At 72.1% G+C, this 19,916-nt stretch carries 13 protein-coding genes; 2 read left to right on the top strand and 11 right to left on the bottom strand.

The features are described 5' to 3' along the window. Positions 1-205: 205 nt before the first annotated feature. The 5 genes from glgX (ISP_RS13710) to malQ form a co-directional block, all read right to left on the bottom strand. On the bottom strand, positions 206-2,353 hold the full coding sequence (gene glgX / locus ISP_RS13710) for a glycogen debranching protein GlgX (RefSeq protein WP_013224466.1): 2,148 nt from the start codon (positions 2,351-2,353) through the stop codon (positions 206-208). Positions 2,354-2,424: 71 nt separating this feature from the next. Beyond that, positions 2,425-4,137: a malto-oligosyltrehalose trehalohydrolase gene (gene treZ, locus ISP_RS13705; protein WP_013224465.1), complete on the bottom strand. Its 1,713-nt coding sequence runs from the start codon at positions 4,135-4,137 to the stop codon at positions 2,425-2,427. Beyond that, positions 4,134-6,410, bottom strand: a complete 2,277-nt coding sequence (treY, locus tag ISP_RS13700) for a malto-oligosyltrehalose synthase (protein ID WP_013224464.1) — start codon at positions 6,408-6,410, stop codon at positions 4,134-4,136. Before treY ends, treZ begins: the two co-directional genes overlap by 4 nt. Next, the gene (glgX, locus tag ISP_RS13695; RefSeq protein ID WP_013224463.1) at positions 6,407-8,533 is read right to left on the bottom strand and encodes a glycogen debranching protein GlgX; all 2,127 of its coding nucleotides are present in this window, start codon (positions 8,531-8,533) and stop codon (positions 6,407-6,409) included. Before glgX (ISP_RS13695) ends, treY begins: the two co-directional genes overlap by 4 nt. Before the next feature lie 75 nt (positions 8,534-8,608). Next, positions 8,609-10,564, bottom strand: a complete 1,956-nt coding sequence (malQ, locus tag ISP_RS13690; RefSeq protein WP_013224462.1) for a 4-alpha-glucanotransferase — start codon at positions 10,562-10,564, stop codon at positions 8,609-8,611. Between the two features lie 171 nt (positions 10,565-10,735). Here malQ and ISP_RS13685 point away from each other — a divergent pair, with 171 nt between their 5' ends. After that, positions 10,736-12,175: an amino acid permease gene (locus ISP_RS13685; RefSeq protein ID WP_013224461.1), complete on the top strand. Its 1,440-nt coding sequence runs from the start codon at positions 10,736-10,738 to the stop codon at positions 12,173-12,175. Here the strand turns inward: ISP_RS13685 and ISP_RS13680 are convergent. From ISP_RS13680 to ISP_RS13670, 3 genes are all read right to left on the bottom strand, one after another. Further along, a complete protein-coding gene (locus ISP_RS13680; RefSeq protein WP_013224460.1) occupies positions 12,153-12,935 on the bottom strand; it encodes a DUF6885 family protein in 783 nt (260 codons plus the stop codon). The two genes, ISP_RS13685 and ISP_RS13680, sit on opposite strands and share 23 nt — an antisense overlap. Before the next feature lie 8 nt (positions 12,936-12,943). Further along, positions 12,944-14,302, bottom strand: a complete 1,359-nt coding sequence (locus ISP_RS13675; protein WP_014466845.1) for a type I glutamate--ammonia ligase — start codon at positions 14,300-14,302, stop codon at positions 12,944-12,946. Positions 14,303-14,863: 561 nt separating this feature from the next. Further along, a complete protein-coding gene (locus tag ISP_RS13670) occupies positions 14,864-15,691 on the bottom strand; it encodes an EamA family transporter (RefSeq protein WP_434088699.1) in 828 nt (275 codons plus the stop codon). Positions 15,692-16,009: 318 nt separating this feature from the next. On the opposite strand from ISP_RS13670, the gene ISP_RS13665 reads away from it, so the two are divergent. After that, positions 16,010-16,189, top strand: a complete 180-nt coding sequence (locus ISP_RS13665) for a DUF7455 domain-containing protein (RefSeq protein WP_013224457.1) — start codon at positions 16,010-16,012, stop codon at positions 16,187-16,189. 155 nt (positions 16,190-16,344) lie between these two features. Here the strand turns inward: ISP_RS13665 and ISP_RS13660 are convergent, their stop codons facing one another. The 3 genes from ISP_RS13660 to ISP_RS13650 are packed head-to-tail and all read right to left on the bottom strand — an operon-like array spanning position 16,345 to position 19,795. Then, positions 16,345-17,526 (bottom strand): ROK family transcriptional regulator, encoded by a 1,182-nt coding sequence (locus ISP_RS13660; RefSeq protein ID WP_013224456.1) that lies wholly within the window; start codon positions 17,524-17,526, stop codon positions 16,345-16,347. An 11-nt stretch (positions 17,527-17,537) separates the two neighbouring features. Beyond that, positions 17,538-19,001: a sugar ABC transporter permease gene (locus ISP_RS13655; RefSeq protein ID WP_013224455.1), complete on the bottom strand. Its 1,464-nt coding sequence runs from the start codon at positions 18,999-19,001 to the stop codon at positions 17,538-17,540. 20 nt (positions 19,002-19,021) lie between these two features. Then, positions 19,022-19,795: an ATP-binding cassette domain-containing protein gene (locus ISP_RS13650; protein WP_013224454.1), complete on the bottom strand. Its 774-nt coding sequence runs from the start codon at positions 19,793-19,795 to the stop codon at positions 19,022-19,024. Positions 19,796-19,916 lie beyond the last annotated feature (121 nt).

The following is a 19,916-nucleotide window of genomic DNA, read 5'->3' as shown; positions in this document are numbered from 1 at the left end:
TACGGCCGGACGCACCCCGGGCACCGCGACGACACGCGAACCCGAACGGCCGAAACCCGTACCCCAACGGACGACTCGCGTACCTGCACGGACGACACGCGTACGCCGATGGACGACACGACGCCGGGCTCGCCGCTCGCCGTGTCGTCCACCCAGGTACGCGTGTCGTCCGGCTGGGTACGCGTGTCGTCCGGCTGGGTACGGGTCAGTAGGGCTCGGGGTGGGGTTCGGCGGCCAGGCGGGGGGCGCGGAGCAGGAGCAGGGAGCGGGACTGGAGGGTCAGCCGGCTCTTGGCTTCGAGGGGGCCCGGGTTGGCCGGGCTGCCGTCGGCGGTGCTCGTGTCGAGGGTCGGCTTGAACGTCTCGCCGTACTCGCGGCCGGGCAGGACGACCTCGCCCGGCGCGTCGCCCGCGTGCAGCCACAGCAGCCACGAGTGGTCGGGCACCAGCGCGCCCTCGCGGTTGCGCGCCTGGCTGTTCGAGCCGTCGATCCACATGCCGAGCGTGTGGCGGTCCTCGAACCAGTCGCTCTCGCCGAACTCCTCGCCGTCCGGGCGGAACCAGACCAGGTCCGGCTTGCCGGTCGGCGTCGTCCGGCCTTCGAAGAACTCCGGCTGCCGCAGCGCCGGGCTGTTCGCGCGCAGCCGCACCACCCGGCGGGCGAACGCGAGCATGGCCTCGGCCTCGGGGGCGTCCGGGGTCCAGTCGAACCACGACGTCTCGTCGTCGAGGCAGTACGCGTTGTTGTTGCCGCCCTGGGTCCGCCAGAACTCGTCACCGGCCGTCAGCATCGGGGTGCCGGTGGACAGCAGCAGCGTGGCGAACATGTTGCGCGCCTGCCGGGTCCGCAGGTCCCGGATCGCCGGGTCGGCCGTGTCGCCCTCGGCGCCGTGGTTCCACGAGCGGTTGTCGTTGGTGCCGTCGCGGTTTTCTTCGCCGTTGGGTTCGTTGTGCTTTTCGTTGTAGGACACCAGGTCCCGCAGCGTGAAGCCGTCGTGCGCGGTGACGAAGTTGATCGACTGCCACGGCCGCCGCAGGTTGTGGTCGTAGAGGTCCGACGAACCGGACAGCCGGTAGGCGAGGTCGCGGACGCCGGTCGCGCCGCGCCAGAAGTCGCGGATCGTGTCGCGGTAGCGGCCGTTCCACTCGGCCCACTGGGCGCCGAAGCCGCCGACGCGGTAGCCCTCGCCGGTCGCGTCCCACGGCTCGGCGATCAGCTTGCAGCGCGAGAGCACCGGATCGGTGGTGATCGCGGTGAGCAGCGTCGACGCCGGGTCGAACGCGCCACCGCGCGGCCGCCCGAGCGTGCTGGCGAGGTCGAACCGGAAGCCGTCGACGCCCATCTCCTGCGTCCAGTACCGCAGCGAGTCGGTCACCAGCCGGACCACGGTCGGCGACCCGGCTTCGAGGGTGTTGCCGCAGCCGGTGATGTCGGCCATGTGGCCACGCTCGGTGTGCAGGTAGTACACCGGCGCGTTCAGCCCGCGGAAGCTCAGCGTCGGCCCGTCCGGGCCGCCCTCGCAGGTGTGGTTGAACACGACGTCGAGGATCACTTCGATGCCGGCCGCGTGCAGGGCGGCCACCATCAGCCGGAACTCCTCGACCTCGTGGCCCGGTTCGCTGGCGTAGGCGGCGTGCGGGGCGAAGAAGCCGAGCGGCGAGTAGCCCCAGTAGTTGTGCCGCCCGGCGCGGACCAGCGACGGCTCGTCGAGGAACGAGTGCACCGGCAGCAGCTCCACCGACGTGACGCCGAGGCGGGTCAGGTACTCGATCGCGACCGGGTGGGCCAGGCCGAGGTAGGTCCCGCGCAGCGCCTCCGGGATGAACGGGTGCTGCTGCGTGAACCCCTTGACGTGCAGCTCGTAGACCACCGCCTCTTCGAACGGGACCTCCGGGTTCGTCCCGGTGTCCGGGCCGCCCGGCGAGCTGACCACCGACAGCGGCACGCTGCCCAGGGAATCCACAGTGGACATCGGCCCGCGCTCCGGGTCGCCGGTGAAGCCCTGGGCCGCGCCCAGGTCGGTGAGCCCGCCGGTGATCTGCCGGGCGTACGGGTCGACCAGCAGCTTGTGCGGGTTGCACCGCAGGCCGCGGGCCGGGTCGTACGGGCCGTGGATCCGGTAGCCGTACCGCTGCCCCGGCGTCACCCCGGGCACCAGGCCGTGCCAGACGCCGAAGGTGCGCTCGGTCAGCGCGATCCGGCGTTCCGACCCGTCGGCGTCGATCAGGCACAGCTCGACGGCGTCCGCGACGGCGGACGTGATCGCGAACCGCACCCCGCCGGCCTCGGGGTGGGCTCCGAGCGGGAAGGGGCGGCCGGCGAGGACGTGGTCGGCGGAGGGTCGTGTGGCCATTCCTGAATCGTCCCAGATCGGAGGTGGCCCGCGCGCGCCAATACCGGACAGTTACCGGGAGGTAACAGACGTCAGGCCGTCGTTTCGGCGATCACGAAGCTGTCCGGAGGCAGGTGCGCGGCCCCACCGTCCACCGTGGCTTCTCCCCACGTGAGCAGCGACACCGTCGCCCCGAGCGGCAGCGTCACCGGGCCGGGACCGAAGTTGACGGCCAGCCGCAGCCCGCCGCGGTGCAGCACGAGCCAGGACCCGTCCGGCGCGGAGTCGACGCGCAGGTCGGCGACCCACGGGTCGGCCAGCTCGGGCCGCTCCCGGCGCAGCCGGATCAACGCGCGGTAGAGGTCCAGCACCTCCCGGTGACCGGGCCGCTCGACCTCCTCCCAATCGAGCCGCGAGCGTTCGACGGTGGCCGGGTCCATCGGGTCCGGCACGTCCGATTCGCCCCAGCCGTGCCGGGAGAACTCGCGACGGCGGCCCGTGCGGACGGCTTCGGCCAGCTCCGGGTCCGGGAAGGAGGCGAAGAACTGCCACGGCGTGCTCGCCGCCCACTCCTCCCCCATGAACACCATCGGCGTGTACGGCGAGCAGAACAGGATCGCCGCGCCGCAGGCCAGCCGGCCCGGCGCGACCGTCGCCGCCAGCCGGTCGCCGGTCGCGCGGTTGCCGATCTGGTCGTGGTTCTGCAGGTAGCCGAGGAAGCGGTGGCCGGGCACGGTCCGCGTGTCGACCGGGCGGCCGTGGGTCCGCTCCCGGAAGGACGACCAGGTGCCGGCGTGGAAGAACACCTCGCGCAGCACCCGCTCGAGGGCGTCCGGCGCGGCGAAGTCCGTGTAGTACCCGCTCGTCTCGCCGGTCAGCTTGACGTGCAGGACGTGGTGGAGGTCGTCCGACCACTGGGCGTGCAGGCCGTAGCCGCCGCGCTCACGGGGCGTCACGAGCCGCGGGTCGTTGAGGTCGGACTCGGCGATCAGGGTCAGTGGCCGGTTCAGCGCCGCCGACAGCGCGTCGACCTCGGTGGCGAGCTGTTCGAGCAGGTGGACCGCTCGCCGGTCGAGCAGCGCGTGCACGGCGTCCAGGCGCAGCGCGTCGATGTGGAAGTCGCGCAGCCAGCTCAGCGCGTTGTCGATCACGTACCGGCGGACCTCGTCGGAGCCGGGGCCGTCGAGGTTGAGGCCGGGGCCCCAGTCGTTCTGGCCGGCGAAGTACGGCCCGAACTTGTCGAGGTAGGCGCCGGAGGGCCCGAGGTGGTTGTAGACGACGTCGAGCACGACGGCCAGGCCGCGCGCGTGGGCCGCGTCGACGAACCGCTTGAGCCCGTCCGGCCCGCCGTAGGGCTGGTGGACCGCGCCCCAGAGGACGCCGTCGTAGCCCCAGCCCGCGGTGCCGTCGAAGGCGTTGACCGGCAGCAGCTCGACGTGCGTGATGCCGAGGTCGACGAGGTGGTCGAGCCGGTCGATGGCCGCGTCGAAGGTGCCGCCCTCGGTGAAGGTGCCGACGTGCAGTTCGTAGAGCACGGCGCCGGGCAGCTGCCGCCCGGTCCAGGCGTCGTCGGTCCAGGCGAACTCGCCGTGGTCGTAGACGCGCGACTCCGCGTGGACGCCGTGCGGCTGCCACCGCGACCGGGGGTCGGGCAGCGGCTTTTCGTCGTCGAGCAGGAAGGCGTAGTTGATGCCCTCGGCCTCGGCGTGCCACCAGCCGCCGTCGGCCGCGGTCATCTCGTGCACGCCGGCGTCGACGCTCACCCGGACCCGGCGGGCCGCCGGGGCCCACACGCTGAACCTCATACGTCTCCTCGCACCAGCAACGCGACGGGGTACCGCTCGAACAGGGTGGCCAGGTCGCCGGTGACCTCCCGGCCGGTCAGGACGTCGGTCCAGACGCCGGCGGGCAGCGGGAGGACCGTGTCGCGCCAGCCGCCGCCGGCTTCGAGGCCGACGGGCAGCCGGGTCACCGCCACGGCGAGGTCGGCGCTGCGGGTGTAGGCCAGGCAATGGGCCGCGGCGGCCCCTTCGGCCCGCAGCGGCCGGTACCCGCGGAACAGCGCCGGGTGCTCACGGCGCAGCCGCAGCGCCTTGTGCACGACCAGCAGCTTGGCCGCGCCGGAAGCGTCGATCTCCGGCAGCTCGCCGTCGGCGATCCGGGCCAGCAGCTCGCGGCGCGCGGCGTAGTCGACCGGGCGGCGGTTGTCCGGGTCCACCAGCGAGAAGTCCCACAGCTCGGTGCCCTGGTAGACGTCCGGGACGCCGGGCGCGGTCAGCTGGACGAGCTTCTGGCCGAGCGAGTTCGCGTAACCGGGGCCCTCGATGCGGTTGACGAACGCCTCGACGTCGGCGGCCAGCTCCGCGTCGTTCACGACGTCTTCGGGCCACGCGGCGACGTCGGCCTCGAAGGCCTCGTCGTGGTCGGTCCAGCTGGTCCGGAGCTTGGCTTCCTTGGCCGCCTTGTCCAGGTAGTCCCGCAGCCGCGGCGGCTCGATCGGCCAGGTCGACACCAGCGTCTGCCAGGCCAGCAGGTTGAGCGAGGGTTCGTCGATCCCCCGCCGGGCGGTCCACCGCCGGACGGCCTGGGCGAACTCGCCGGGGACTTCGGCCAGCACCGCCATCCGGGCGCGGGTGTCCTCGGAGCGCTTGGTGTCGTGCGTGGTCAGCGTCGTCATCGCGGCCGGGTGGCCGGCCTCCCGCTCGGCGGCCAGCCGGTGGAACTCCCCGACGCCGAGACCGAACCGGTCCGGGTTGCCGCCGACCTCGTTGAGCGCGGCGAAGCGGGTGTAGCGGTAGAAGGTGGTGTCCTCGGTGCCCTTCGCCACGACCATGCCGGACGTCTGCTGGATCCGGGTGGCCAGCTCGCTTCCGGGATTCCTGCGGACGTAGGCGTCGAGGATGATCAGCGCGTCGGCGAGGTCGGGCCGGGCCCGCCGCGCTCCGTCGATCGCGGCCGCCCAGTTCGCCCCGCCCTCGGGGAGGTAGGAGCGGTAGACCGGGAAGGCGACCATCGTCTCGGCGACCGCCTGCCGCGCGGCTTCGGGATCGATGTCGGGCAGCAGCGCCGCGATCCGCCGGACCTCGGCGACCAGGATGCGGTCGGTGACCAGGCGCCGGGCCTCGGCCTCGACGCGGTGGTAGCCGGTCTTCACACCCAGTTCGTTCGCCAGCGCGGTGAAGCCGGGCTCGCCCGCCGGGTCGATGAAGACGCCGGCGATCTCGCGCAGGGCGTCGTAGCCGGTGGTGCCGTCGACCGGCCAGCTCTGCGGCAGCGGTTCGCCCGGGTGCAGGATCTTCTCGGCCACGATCCACGCGTCCGGCGCGTTCTCCCGCAGCCGCCGGAAGTAGCCGCCCGGGTCGGCGAGGCCGTCCGGGTGGTCGACGCGCAGGCCGGTGACGTCGCCGTCGGCGACCCAGCGCAGCACCTCGCCGTGCGTCTCGGCGAACACCTTGGGGTCTTCGACGCGGACCGCGGCCAGGGTCGTGATGTCGAAGAAGCGGCGGTAGGTCAGCTCGGCGTTGCCGCGGCGCCAGCCGACCAGGCGGTAGTGCTGGCGCTCGTGGATCTCTTGCGGCGTCCCGGTTCCGGTGCCGGGGGCGATCGGGAACCGGTGGTCGTAGTAGACCAGTTCGTCGCCTTCGACCGACAGCTCACCGACGGCGTCATCGTCACCGAGGACCGGCAGCAGGATCGGGCCGCGGTCCCAGTCGACGTCGAAGAAGGATGCGTACTCCGAGTCGCGGCCGTGCTCGAGCACGTCCCACCACCAGCGGTTCGCCTTCGGCACCTCGACCGACATGTGGTTCGGCACGATGTCGACCACCAGGCCCAGTCCGAGCTCCTTCAGCAGCGCGGCGAGCTCCTGGCGCGCCCCCTCGCCGCCGAGCGCGGGCCGCGCCCGCGTCGGGTCGACGACGTCGTAGCCGTGTGTCGAGCCCGGCGCGGCGTCCAGCACCGGCGACGCGTACAGCGCGCCGATGCCGAGGTCGCGCAGGTAGCCGGCGATGCCGGCCGCGTCGGCGAAGGTGAACTCCGGGCGCAGCTGCACCCGGTAGGTCGACTCCGGCACCGTCATTCGGCTTCCGTCTCCGTCCGTTGCAGCACGATCAGGGACCGGGCGGGGAGGGTGAGCCGGCCGCCGCCTTCGATCGGCTTCGCGTCGGCGGGCTCCACCTCCCCGGTCGCGGTGTCGACCACGACGGTCCAGCTTTCCCCGTAGCCGTTGCCCGGGAGCGTGGCGTCGATGTCTTCGTAGTGGGCGTTGAAGGCGAGCAGGAACGAGTCGTCCTCGACCGTCATCCCGCGCTGGTCGAGGTCGGGGATCGCCTTGCCGTTGAGGAAGACGACGACCGCCTTGCCGAAGCCGTCGTCCCAGTTCTGCTCGGTCATCTCCTCGCCGGCCGGGGTGAACCAGGCGATGTCGCCGAGCTTTTCGCCCTTGCCGACCGGGCCGCCCTGGAAGAAGCGGCGGCGGCGGAAGACCGGGTGCCGGTGCCGGAACGCGCCCAGCCCGCCGGTGAACTTGACCAGGTCCGCGTTCTCCTTGGCCAGTTCCCAGTCCATCCAGGACAGTTCCGAGTCCTGGCAGTAGACGTTGTTGTTGCCCTGCTGGGTGCGGCCGAACTCGTCGCCGTGCAGGATCATCGGCACGCCTTGGGACAGCAGCAGCGTGGCCAGCATGTTCCGCTGCTGCCGGACGCGCAGGGCGAGGACCTGGGGATCGTCGGTCTCGCCCTCGACCCCGCAGTTCCACGACCGGTTGTCGTCGGCGCCGTCGCGGCCGTCCTCGCCGTTGGCCTCGTTGTGCTTTTCGTTGTAGGACACCAGGTCCCGCAGCGTGAAGCCGTCGTGCGCGGTGACGAAGTTGATCGACGCGAACGGGCGGCGGCCGTCGTCCTGGTAGAGGTCCGACGAGCCGGTGATGCGCGAGGCGAACTCCCCCAGCGTCGAGGGCTCGCCGCGCCAGAAGTCCCGGACGGTGTCGCGGAACTGCCCGTTCCACTCCGTCCACAGCGGCGGGAAGTTGCCGACCTGGTAGCCACCGGGGCCGACGTCCCACGGCTCGGCGATCAGCTTCACCTGGCTGACGATCGGGTCCTGCTGGACGAGGTCGAAGAACGTGGACAGCCGGTCGACGTCGTAGAACTCACGCGCCAGCGCCGAGGCGAGGTCGAACCGGAAGCCGTCGACGTGCATCTCGGTCACCCAGTACCGCAGCGAGTCCATGATCAGCTGCAGCGTGTGCGGGTTGCGCACGTTCAGCGAGTTCCCGGTGCCGGTGTAGTCCATGTAGTACTCGGGCTCCCCCTCGACCAGCCGGTAGTAGGCCTCGTTGTCGATGCCGCGCATCGACAGGGTCGGCCCGAGGTGGTTGCCCTCGGCGGTGTGGTTGTAAACCACGTCGAGGATCACTTCGATGCCGGCCTCGTGGAGGGCTTTGACCATGCCCTTGAACTCCTGGACCTGGCCGCCCTCGCCGGGCATGGCCGAGTAGGAGTCGTGCGGCGCGAAGTACCCGATCGTGTTGTAGCCCCAGTAGTTCGTCAGTCCCTTCCCGTCGAGGCCGTGGTCGGTGACGAACTGGTGCACCGGCAGCAGTTCGACGGCGGTCACGCCGAGTTTCTGCAGGTGCTCGACGACGGCGGGGTGCGCGAGCCCGGCGTACGTGCCCCGCAGCGCTTCGGGCACGAACGGGTGATGCACGGTCATGCCCTTGACGTGGGCCTCGTAGATGACCGTCTCGTTGTACGGCCGCTTCGGCTGCCGGTCGTTGCCCCAGTCGAAGAACGGGTTCGCGACCAGCGAATACGGCACGTGGCCGGCGCTGTCGTCGTCGTTGCGCTCGTCCGGGTTGTCGAACTGGTAGCCGAACAGCGACTCATCCCACTTCACGCCGTGCGAGACGGCCTTCGCGTACGGGTCGATGAGCAGCTTGTTCGGGTTGCAGCGCAGGCCGCGCTTCGGGTCGTAGGGGCCGTGCACGCGGAACCCGTAGCGCTGGCCGGGTCCGACGTTGAGCAGGTAGCCGTGGTGGACGAAGCCGTCGACCTCTTCGAGCGCATACCGCGTCTCCTTGCCCTCGGCGTCGAACAGGCACAGTTCGACGCGCTCGGCCACCTCGGAGAACAGGGCGAAGTTCGTCCCGACTCCGTCGTAGGTGGCGCCGAGCGGGTAGGGCGTTCCGGGCCAGGGCCGCACTGGGTTTCTCCTCGAGCTTGGGTCGTGCCGGTGGCGTCCGCGTATCACCGGGGGTCGCGCGCGGCGGTGTGGTCGTTACCGGGGCAGCGGCCGGGCCGCCGCCAGCGGTGCGACCGCTGCGCGGACCCCCTGCGCGGTGAAGAAGCCGTCCACGCTGACGGGCAGGCGAATCCGCCAGTTAGGGTACTGGTCGACGGTTCCGGGCAGATTCGGCTGCCGCACCTGGCCCGCGACGTCGGCCGGCGAGGTCAGCACGAGCCGCGAAGCGGCCTTCGCGAGCAGGGTGTGCAGCGCGACGACCGGGTCGTCGCCGGGGATCCCTTCCCGGGCAACGAGTTCCAGCAGCGCCTTGCGCTCGCCGGCGGCCGCTTCTTCCTCGGCTTCGACCCCGCGGTCCAGCAGTCCCAGCTCGGCCCGGACCCGGACGTGCTCGCTCTTCAGCCAGCCCGACACCGTCGGCAGGTCGTGCGTGGAGATGCTGGCCATGGCGTCCGGGTCCCAGCTCTCCGGCGGTGTGAACGGCTGGCCGGGCGCGTCCCAGTCGCGCTCGAACCACAGCACGGCCGAGCTGAGCATCCCCCGTTCGTGCATGGTGTCGGTGACGACCTCCTCGACGGTCCCGAGGTCCTCCCCCACCACGATGGCCCCGGCGCGGTGCGCTTCGAGCGCGAGCACGCCGACCATCGCTTCGGCGTCGTAATGGACGTACGTGCCGCGGTGCGCGGGCTCGCCCGGCGGGATCCACCAGAGCCGCCACAGGCCGGCGATGTGGTCGACGCGGATGCCGTCGGCGAAGCGCAGGACGCCCCGGATGACGTCCCGGAACGGCGCGTACCCGGCCTCGGCCAGCTTGTCCGGCCGCCACGGCGGCAGGTTCCAGTCCTGGCCCTGCTGGTTGAAGGCGTCGGGTGGGGCGCCGACCCGCACGTCGGCGGCGAAGACGTCCCGCACGGCCCACGTGTCGGCCCCGCCGGGGTGCACCCCCACCGGCAGGTCGTGCACGATCCCGGCGGTCATCCCGGCCCCGCGCGCAGCCGTCCGCGCCGCTTCCAGCTGAACCCGGCAGAGGTGCTGGAGCCACGCGTGGAAGGCGACGCGGTCTTCGAGCTCTTCGCGCGCCTTTGCGGTGGCCGCTCCGGCCGGGTCGTGCAGGTCCTCCGGCCAGTCCCGCCAGTCGGCGCCGTGCTGCTCGGCCAGGGCGCAGAAGAGGGCGAAAGCGCGCAGGTCGCCGTCTTCGGGCACCTCTTCGACGCGGTGCGGCCACAGCAGCTCGAGCGCGGCCCGCTTGGCGGTCCAGACGGCGTCGTAGTCGATCAGCTCGCCTTCGCGCTCCGGGGCCAGGGACTCGACGGCCGCCCGGGTCGCCTCGTCGGCCTGTTCGAACGTCTCGGTGGCCGTGACGCGCAGGTAGACCGGGTTGGCGAACCGCCGGCTTGCCGGCGAGTACGGCGATCGTTCGATCGGGTGCGCGGGGCTGATCGCCTGCACCGGGTTCACCAGCAGGACGCCGGCATCCAGTTCCGCGGCCGACCGGGCGGCGAAGGTGGCGAGGTCGGCGTAGTCGCCGATGCCCCAGGACCCGGCCGAGTGCAGGGCGTAGAGCTGCAGCATCCACCCCCAGGCGGGCGGGACTCGCGGCAGCTTCGCCGGCACCACGGCCAGCACGACGTCCTGGTCGGCGGTGACGACCCGGTGCCAGCCGAGCGGCAGGTCCGCGGGCAGGTGACCGTCGGCGCGCCGCCGCGTCCCGTCCTCGAGGACGACTTCGGCGTCGACGCCCAGCGCCTTGCCGGTGCCCTCCCGCACGACGATGGTCGGCGGCAGCGCGGCCGGCGCCTCCCGCGCGGCGCTCAGAGCGGCGGCGATGGCCTGGTCGCCGGTCGCATCGACGCCGAACTGGCCGAGGACGGCGACGACGACGTCGTCGTCCACGTCGACCCAGACCCGATCGGCGTTCTGGTACCGGGTGGCGACCCCGTGGAGGTCGGCGAGCTCGTGCAGGGCGCTGCGGGCGGGGATCTCTTCGGGCACGGGACCAGCATTCCGGTGCCCGGCCGTTCCCGCCATCTGCGCGAGCCACGTCACGCCGGCGCCGGCGGAGCGCGGAGTCCGGTTGCCGCTCGCGGGTGCCTCCGGCGCCGATCTGCGGGAGGGTCCGTGACCTTCTAACTTCTCCTCATGGGTGAGCGGCGAACACTGAACGTGGACGAGGTCCTCGAACGCCAGGACTCCGGCGAGCTCAAACGGCGGCTGCGCGGGCGCGACCTGGTCGGGTTCGGCGTCGGGATCATCATCGGCACCGGCATCTTCACCTTGGCGGGCGTCGAGGCGAAGACCCACGCGGGGCCCGCCGTGACGCTGTCGTTCGTGCTCGGCGCGGTCGTCGCCGGGCTCGCGGCGCTGTGCTACGCCGAGCTGGCCTCCAGCGTCCCGACGGCGGGAAGCGCTTACACCTACGCGTTCGCCACCCTCGGCGAGGTGTTCGCCTGGATCATCGGCTGGGACCTGCTGCTGGAGTTCGCGCTCGGCGCCGCCGTGGTGTCGCGGGGCTGGTCGGGGTACCTGGCGAACCTGCTCGGGCTGTCGCCGGAGTGGTTCGGCGAAGACGCGAAGGTCAACGTCGGCGCGGTGCTCGTCATCGCCGTGCTGACCGTCGTCGCCGTGCTGGGCATCAAGGAGTCGGCCTGGCTGACCAACCTGCTGGTGTGCGTCAAGGTCGCGGTGTGCGTGCTGGTGCTCGCGGTCGGCCTGTTCTTCGTCAAGGGCGCGAACCTGACGCCGTTCATCCCGGCGGCGAAGGCACCCGAAGCCGGCACGACGGTGCTGGAACAACCGGCGGTCCAGGCGGCGCTGGGGCTGGAGCAGTCGGTGTACGGCATCGCCGGGATGATCACCGCGGCCGCCGTGGTCTTCTTCGCCTACACCGGTTTCGAGGCGCTCGCGAACCTCGGCGAGGAGACGCTGAACCCGCGCAAGGACCTGCGCGTCGGCATCCTCGGCGCGCTGGGCGTGTGCGCGCTGCTCTACATCGGCGTCTCGATCGTGCTGACCGGCATGATCCCGTTCACCGACATCGACACGGGCGCGCCGCTGGCCGACGCGTTCGACCGGGTCGGCCAGCACTGGGTGGGCGCGCTGATCTCGCTCGGCGCGGTGACCGGGCTGACGTCGGTGATGATGGTCGAGCTGGTCACGATCGGGCGGATCGGGTTCGCCATGGGCCGCGACGGCCTGCTGCCGAAGGCGCTCGGCACCGCGCACCCGCGCTGGGGCACCCCGCACCGGATGACCATCGGGGGCGCCGTCCTGATCGCGGTGCTGGCCGCGTTCATCCCGATTTCGGAGCTGGCCGACATGGTGAGCATCGGCGCGCTGTCGGCGATGATCATCGTGGCCGTGGCGGTCCCGGTGCTGCGCCGCCGCCGTCCCGACCTCGACCGGCCGTTCCGGGTGCCGTTCTCCCCGGCGATCCCGGTCGTGGCCGCGCTGGCCTGCTTGTACCTGATGCTCAACCTGAACGTGCTGACGTGGATCCGGTTCGCCGTGTGGCTGGGGATCGGCCTGGTGATCTACTTCGCCTACGGCCGCCGCCACTCCCGCTTCGCGCCCGGGACGCCGGTCAGTCCCAAAAGGACGGACTGAGCCCGGCGGTGCGAGCCGCCGCGCGCACCACGCCGGCCTGGCCGGCGTCGACGACCACGAGCACACCGAGGCCGGCCAGCGCCGCCGTCACCCATTCGACCGGCTGGTCGTGACGGCCGTGGTCGCCGAGGGCCGGATAAGTGTCCACAATAGACAGCAGGGTGCCCTCGGCGCCGATGCGGATGCCCGCCAGGAGCACGAAGTGGCCACCGGGCGGGCGCCAGCGGGACGTCCACAGTGGCGGGACGCCGGTGTCGAGGTAGTCGAGCAGGGCGCGGTGCGGGGTGTCGTGGGCGCCGAGCTCGGCGCCGTCGATCCGGGCTAGCACCGCTACGCGCGGGACGTCCCACAGCCCGACGAGCAGGTCGAACAGGGTCTCGGTGGTCCACTCCCCCGTCACCGGCACGGCCACGAGGGCGCCCCGCGACAGCGACCCGACGGCCGCCGCGAGCCGGGAAACCCGCGTGCCGGCCGCGGCCGGGTCGTCGACGACCGGCAGCGGGAGGCGGAAGTCGTGGCGGCCCGGCTCGCCCGGCGGCCGCACGGCCGGACCCCGGACCGTGCCCGCGGCCGCCGCGACGGCATCCTGGTCCGGCACGTCGAGCCCGGCCGCCCGCAGCGCGGCGAGCCCGCAGAACGCCGCGGCCAGGCCGTCCTTCTGGGGCAGTTCCGCCTGGGCCACCGCGGCCAGCCGGGCGCCGCCCGGCAGCCACCGCACCCCGGACAGGTCGAGCTGCCCGCCGTCGATCCCCGAAGTCATCGGTCCCCTCAGTAGCGCCAAAGGTGAGCGGCGACGATCTCGTCGGCCGTGCGTTCGGCCGCCCAAGCCGCGTCGGAGGCCCGGACGGCGCGGAAGGCGCCCAGCAGCTCGGCACCGAGCACACCGGCGATCCGCGGCGACGCCACGAGCGCGGCGTCCTGTTCGGCGGGGTTCGCCGGCAGCCGGTCCACCCCGCGGGCCTCCCGGTCTTCGTCCGGCCAGCCACCCGGGTCTTCGCCGATCGGCTCGGGCAGCGCGGGCGCGTCCTCGATGCCGGCCATCCCGGCGGCGAGCACCGCGGCCAGCGCGAGGTACGGGTTGGCCGAGGCGTCGGACGTCTTGAGCTCGACGTTCGCGTGGCCCTCGCCCAGCAGGGCCGAGCCGGGGACGTACCGCAGCGGCGCCTCCCGGTTCTCGACACCCCAGAACGCGTACGCGCCCGCGAAGTAGCCGGGCCGCAGCCGCAGCGTCGAAGGCACGCTCGGCGCGGTGATCGCGGTCAGGGCCGGCAGGTCGCGCAGCAGCCCGGCGAGGTAGCCGGCGCCTTCCCCGGCCGGTCGCCCGGTTTGGCCGGTTTCGAGAAGATTGCGGCCTTGGCGGCGGACGGAGGTGTGCAGGTGCCACCCGTTGCCGGCGGCGCCGAGGCCGATCAGCGGCGCGAAGCTGACGGCGAGACCGTGCACCCGCGCGGCGGCGTGGATGGTCTGCCGGGCGAGCAGCTGGTCGTCGGCGGCGGAGACGGGATCGGTGGCGGCCAGCGACAGTTCGAGCTGGGCGACGCCGTACTCGGCGTGGAGCTGGCCGATCCGCAGGCCGTTGGCCGCGAAGTCGTGCAGGAGGGCCGCGACGAAGCCGTCGAGCCCGACGAGGGCGTGCGGGCTGTAGGCGGGCCCGGGGTGCCCGGGAGCGGCCAGGACGTCGGCGCTGCCGGCGGGGGCGACGGCGAACTCCAGCTCGTAGCCGGCCCGGAATTCGAGCCCGCGCCGTCCGGCCTCGGCCACCTGCGCTTCGAGGACGGCGCGCTGGCAGTAGGGCCAGGGATCGCCGTCCCGGGTGAGCTGCCGCACGGGCGCCCAGGCGAGCGCGGGCTGCCCGGCGAGCCGCCGCAGCCGTTCGACGACGGGCACGAGCCGGATGTCCCCGGACGGCGTGCCGAGGTCTTCGTGCTGGTAGGTGATGGAGTCATGGGTGTCGAAGACGGCGAAGAGCGAGGTCGCCCCGACACCGCGGGTGGCGGCATCGGCCAGCCCGGCGACGGGGACGATCCGCGAGCGCGGGATGCCGTTGTTGTCCGCCCAGGCAAGGTGAACCCCACAAACTCCGGCCGCGGCGAAGTCCTTCGCCGCGGCCGACGCCGCCTTGGTCATGGCCACCCGCTTCCTGCTGCCCGCGCCCAGTATCCCGGCCAGGTGCGGCGGGGGCCATCACGAACCGATCCTGGAGTGGGGCGAGGGCATCCGAGGGGCCGGCTCGGGGCGGGGACGGCGAGGTCGGGGCCGCCTCGGCCGGGGCGGCCGCCTCCGGGTCGGACGGTGAGGGGGGTCGCCTGGGCAGGAACAGCCGCTTCCTGTGGCTTCTGACCGAGGCTCGGTCAGAACGTGGGAGGAGACCGCCTGGGCAGGAGCGCCCGCCTTCAGCGGCCCGGACCGGGCCCGGCCGGGCACATGGGGAGGTCAGCAGAGCCCCGCAGCAGAGCCCCGCAGCAGAGCCCCGCAGCAGAGCCCCGCAGCAGAGCCCACCCTCCCTGGGGGATCCGCCCCGCTTCAGCCTATCCGCGGCAACCGACGGAAACTGCCGAAAAGCGCTGACCGCGGTCAGGTTGTCCACAACAGGGGGGCGACCTGTGGGCAACTCGCTTCGAGCGCCCGAACCGAGTGCGCCGGGCACACCAAAGCACCCAACTCGAGCACCCGACCCCGAGCCTCGAATCACCCCGGCGGCTCCACCGCCCGCGCCTCCGAACCCTCCCGGCTCCGCAACGCCACCCCGGCCACCACGGCCAGCGTCCCCACCGCCTCCGGCACGCTCGGCACCTGCCCCAGCAGCGCGAACCCCATCACCCCCGCCGTCACCGGCAGAAGGGCCAAGAGCGTGGCGAACCGTGCCTGGCCCACCCGACGCAGCACCACCTGGTCCAGCGCGTACGGCACCACCGTCGACAGCACCCCCACCCCGATCCCCAGCAGCAGCAACCGTGGCGAAGACCACACGGGGCCCGTCCCCAGCGCCAGCGGGGACAACACGACCGTCCCCGCAGCGAAGCCGATCGCCAGGCTGTCGATGCCGTCGCCGCCCACCGCGACCCTCTTGCCCAGCAGGATGTAGCCCGCCCAGGCCAACGCCGCCCCCAGGGCGAACACCACTCCCCAGAAACTCCCGGCGAGGCGGACGTCCGCGATCGCCACCACGCCCGCCGCCACCAGGAGCAGCGCGAACACGTCGCGCAGCGTTCGGGACCCCAGGGCCGCCACCACCACCGGGCCGGCGAACTCCACCGCCACCGCCGTGCCCAGGGGCAGGCGGGCGATGGCCTCGTAGAACAGCACGTTCATGCCCGCCGTCACGATGCCGAACACGATCGCCAGCAGCAGCCGCCTGCCCCGCCGCGCCGCGCGGCCCGGGCGGCGCCAGGCCAGCAGGACCACCGCCGCGCCGAGGCAGCGGAGCCAGGCCACCCCCGCCGGGGTCGCGTGGCCGAAAAGGTCGACCGCGACCGCCGCTCCGGCGTACATCGAAATTCCGCTGAGAACGAACAAGAGCGGGGCGGGCACCGCGGAAAGCCGTCGTGGGGAAGTCACCGTACTCACCAACCCATGGTGCCTGACCACGGAAAACGTAACTCTCCGGGTAATCGTCTCCTGGAATGCGGGACAGCGCTACGGCATCCGGGGTAAATCGACGTGACTCAGGTCCCACCGGCGCGGGAACACTTGCGAGCCGCGAAACGTCTGGAAGAGTGGAAGCACGAACACCGCGGAGCCGGAGGCGATCGCCGTCACCGGCAGCAGTCCCGATGTGGGCGTAGCTGGATCGATGGCACCGGGCGACCGGTGCCGGGACGGAGGGAGACCCCCATGACAACGCCGACGCTCACCCGCCCCGAACTGACCGCTGCCGACCGCTGTGACCGGTGCGGAGCTGCAGCTCAGGTACGCGCCGTCCTCAGCACGGGCGGCGAACTGCTCTTCTGCGGGCACCACGCCCGCGAGCACGAGGCCAAGCTGAAGGAACTGTCCGCCGACATCCAGCGGTAACGACCCCGAAACGCCCGAAGGCGGCCGGTGCGCACAGGCACCGGCCGCCTTCGTTTTTCTGCAACTTGCACTGTGCCGGATCCCCAATCAGCGCGATGAATGTCACGGCCCGGCCGCGAAATGTCGTGATTCCGGACACGAAAGCGGACAGGAAATCAGACAGAATCCAGCACGACTTCGAACGCCACCTCGGCGGCGCCGAGCAGCTTCCCGTCGGCCCCCAGCGCCGAGCTGATGATCCGCGTGCCCCCGACCGCCCGGCTCACCAGGCTGCGCCGGCGCACCTCCGTGCCGACGTACCGCAGCACCGGCTCCGGCAGCACCGTCAGCAGGTCGCCGAGGATCACCAGCTGCGGCCCCAGCAGGTTGACGACGTTGATCAGCCCGAGCGTCAGCCACTCGGCGAACTCCGCGAGCCGCGTCATCGACGCCTCCGGATCGCGGCCCAGCTCGCGCAGCTCGAACAGGATCGCCCCGCGGGCGGTGTCCTCGGCCAGGCCGAGCGCCCGGCACAGCGCCGCCTCACCGACCTCGGTCTCCCAGCAGCCGCTGCTGCCGCAGTAGCAGGGGCGCCCGTCGGGGCGGATCACCATGTGCCCGATCTCGCCGACGTACCCCGAGCCGCCGCGCAACGCCGAGCCTTCGGCGATGACGCCGCCGCCGACCCCGACGTCCGCCGAGATGTACACCACGTCGGACGCCCCGCGGGCGGCCCCGCGCAGGTGCTCGGCGACCGCGCCGAACTCGGCGTCGTTGCCGACCAGGATCGGGATCTGCAGCACCCCGCCGAGCCGCTCCCCGAGGGCGACGTCGGTCCAGCGCAGGTTCGGGGCTTCGTGCACGTGCCCGTCCGCGCGCCGCACGACGCCGGGCACCGACACCCCGGCCGCCACCGGGCTCACGTCGAGGTCGCCGGCCAGGATGGCCGTCGACTCGATGATGTGGGTGATGACCTCGTCCGGCTGGCCCATCCGGCCGCGCAGGTTCCAGCTGTTGCGGCCCAGGATCTGCCCGCCGAGCCCGACGAGGGCGATGGCGACGTGCTCGACCTGCAGGTCGACCGCGAGCACGACCGCCGCGTGGGGCTGGGGCAGGACCAGGAGCGAGGGGCGGCCCGCCCCTCGTCCCGGCCTCGGCACCTTCTCCTCGACGACGCCGGCTTCGGCGAGCCCGTCGACGAGGGTCTTGATCGTGCTCCGGTTGAGCCCCAGCTCGGCGGCCAGGGTCGCCCGGGTGCTCGGCCCGCCGACGTGCAGCAGGCGGAGCAGGGTCGTGCGGTTGTGCCGGCGCACCTCGTCCGGTCGCGCGACGGGTGAGCTGGACACGGACTTGATCATCCCATGCTGGTTCAGCGCGTCGACGCAGCCGCGCGGCGCCGGGACAGCGCGTCGACCGTGGCGGCGAGCAGGAGGACCAGACCGGTGACGATGTTCACCACGGCGGCAGTCTGGTGGAGCAGGCCCAGGCCGTTGATGACCACCGCGATGACGAGGCCGCCGACGACGGCGTCGGCGACCCGTCCCTTGCCGCCGAACAGCGACGTGCCGCCGATGACCGCCGAACCCACCGCGAACAGCAGCGTGTTGAGGCCACCGGACTGCGGGCTGACCGAACCGACCTTCGACGCGGTGACGATGCCGCCGATGGCCGCGACCGCGGAGCCGATGATGAACACACTCGCCCGGATCTTGGGCACGTCGATACCGGCGCGGCGGGCGGCTTCCTTGTTGCCGCCGACCGCGTAGACGTACCGGCCGTACCTGGTCCGGTTGAGCACGTAGGTCCCGGCCACCAGCAGCGCCAGCATGATCGGGATGACGTACGGAACGCCCTCGATCGTGACGACCGCCTTGTTCACCGAGCGGTTGATCGTCAGCAGCCAGGTGCCCAGCGCCGACAGCACGACGAGCGCGCCGACCTTGACCATCACCAGCGCCGTCGGCTGGACGACCAGGCCGCGCTGGAGCCGCCTGAAGTGGCTGATCAGCGTGATCACCGCGAAGCCGCCGGCGGCGATCAGGAAGAAGATCCAGCTGCCCAAGATGTCCAGGTTGCCGTTGGCGATCTTGTTCAGGAGGTCCGAGTTGCTGATGCCGATCGTGCCGCCCTCACCGATGAACTGCAGCAGGACGCCCTGCCACACGATGAACAGCGCCAGCGTCACGACGAAGGACGGCATGCCGATCTTCGACACGAGGAAGCCGGTGATGCTGCCGATCGCGGTGCCGACGCAGATGGCCAGCAGGATCTCGAGCCAGGCGTTGGCGGGCACGCCGATCGCGACGATCAGCAGGCCAAGCAGCGAAAGCGCGGCACCGGCCCAGATCCGCTGGTAGGCCGACAGCAGCATGGCGACGGCGAGGACGCCGATGAACGTGATGAACACGCCGGTCCCGAGGGTGCCCAGCAGGTTCCCGGCGTGCACGTAGTGCAGGGCCATCACGGAAGCGGCGACACCGGAGGCCACACCGGCGGCGAGGTCGATCTCGCCGAGCAGCAGCACGAACACGATGCCCATCGCGATGATGATGACGCCCGCACCCTGCGGGAACACGTTGGCGATGTTGGCCAGCGTGAAGAAGTTGTCCGACAGCGCGCTGAACAGGATGACGAGCACGAGCAGGCCGAACAGCGACGGCAGCGCGCCGAGCTCGCCGGCCCGCAGGCGGGCGAAGTAGTCGCGGATCGCCTCGCCGGTTGACATCGATGTCGTGTCGATCCCGAAGTCGGTGATCGCCGCGGACGGGTTCTGGGTCTGCGCGAGCGCTTCGGCGGGGGTGCCGACCTCGTGCTTGGCAGGGGTTTCAGTCATTTCCGGTTCTTTCTTCCCGCTCACAGGACCACGGCTTCGGGCCGGGCCAGGCCGAGGTCACCGGAGCGACCCGCGGTGATCAGCTCCACGACCTGGCCGTGGGAGACGTCCTTCGTGTGCACCTCGGCGACGAGCCGGCCGAGGTAGAGCACGGCGATGCGGTCGGCGACCTCGAACACGTCGGCCATGTTGTGGCTGATGAGCACGACCCCCAGGCCCTGCTCGGCCAGCCGCCGGACCAGATCCAGCACCTGCCGGGTCTGCGCGACACCGAGGGCGGCGGTCGGCTCGTCGAGCACGACGACCTTGCTGTTCCACAGCACCGATTTCGCGATGGCGACGGTCTGCCGCTGACCACCGGACAGCGAGGAGACCGGCGTGCGGACCGACTTCACGGTCCGCACGGACAGGGAGGCCAGCGTCTCGCGGGCGGCCTTCTCCATGCTGGCTTCGTCGAGCTTCCACGAATTGCCGCGCTCGCGGCCGAGGAACATGTTCTGGACGATGTCGAGGTTGTCGGCGAGCGCGAGGTCCTGGTAAACGACCTCGATGCCGAGGTCCGCGGCGTCGCGCGGGCCGCGGATGTGGGTGTCCTCGCCGTTGAACCGCACGGCCCCCGAGTCGTACGGGTGAATGCCGGCGATGCACTTGACGAGCGTCGACTTGCCGGCGCCGTTGTCGCCGACCAGGGCGGTCACTTCGCCCGCACGCACGTCGAAATCCACGTCGTGGAGGACGTGGACCGGGCCGAAACTCTTGTTCAGGCCCTTGATCTCGAGAATGGGCTCACTCATGGATGGGCTTTCTCCTGGGTGGGGACCGGGCCGGGGCCCGCCCGCGGGGGGCGCGGCCCCGCCCCGCGGGTGAAGGGGGCCAGCCCCCGTCGGGAACCAAACCAACCCCACCCCCGCCCCC

This window comes from Amycolatopsis mediterranei, assembly GCF_026017845.1.
In the GTDB taxonomy this organism is placed as follows: domain Bacteria; phylum Actinomycetota; class Actinomycetes; order Mycobacteriales; family Pseudonocardiaceae; genus Amycolatopsis; species Amycolatopsis mediterranei.
This window is presented reverse-complemented; position numbering and strand designations above follow the sequence as displayed.

Bases quoted from the DNA above. Each gene is read 5' to 3' on its own strand.
- ISP_RS13680 (WP_013224460.1), bottom strand. From the start codon at position 12,935: ATGACTTCGGGGATCGACGGCGGGCAGCTCGACCTGTCCGGGGTGCGG.
- glgX (WP_013224466.1), bottom strand. From the start codon at position 2,353: ATGGCCACACGACCCTCCGCCGACCACGTCCTCGCCGGCCGCCCCTTC.
- ISP_RS13675 (WP_014466845.1), bottom strand. From the start codon at position 14,302: ATGACCAAGGCGGCGTCGGCCGCGGCGAAGGACTTCGCCGCGGCCGGA.
- ISP_RS13655 (WP_013224455.1), bottom strand. From the start codon at position 19,001: ATGACTGAAACCCCTGCCAAGCACGAGGTCGGCACCCCCGCCGAAGCG.
- ISP_RS13650 (WP_013224454.1), bottom strand. From the start codon at position 19,795: ATGAGTGAGCCCATTCTCGAGATCAAGGGCCTGAACAAGAGTTTCGGC.
- ISP_RS13660 (WP_013224456.1), bottom strand. From the start codon at position 17,526: ATGATCAAGTCCGTGTCCAGCTCACCCGTCGCGCGACCGGACGAGGTG.
- treY (WP_013224464.1), bottom strand. From the start codon at position 6,410: ATGACGGTGCCGGAGTCGACCTACCGGGTGCAGCTGCGCCCGGAGTTC.
- ISP_RS13665 (WP_013224457.1), top strand. From the start codon at position 16,010: ATGACAACGCCGACGCTCACCCGCCCCGAACTGACCGCTGCCGACCGC.
- treZ (WP_013224465.1), bottom strand. From the start codon at position 4,137: ATGAGGTTCAGCGTGTGGGCCCCGGCGGCCCGCCGGGTCCGGGTGAGC.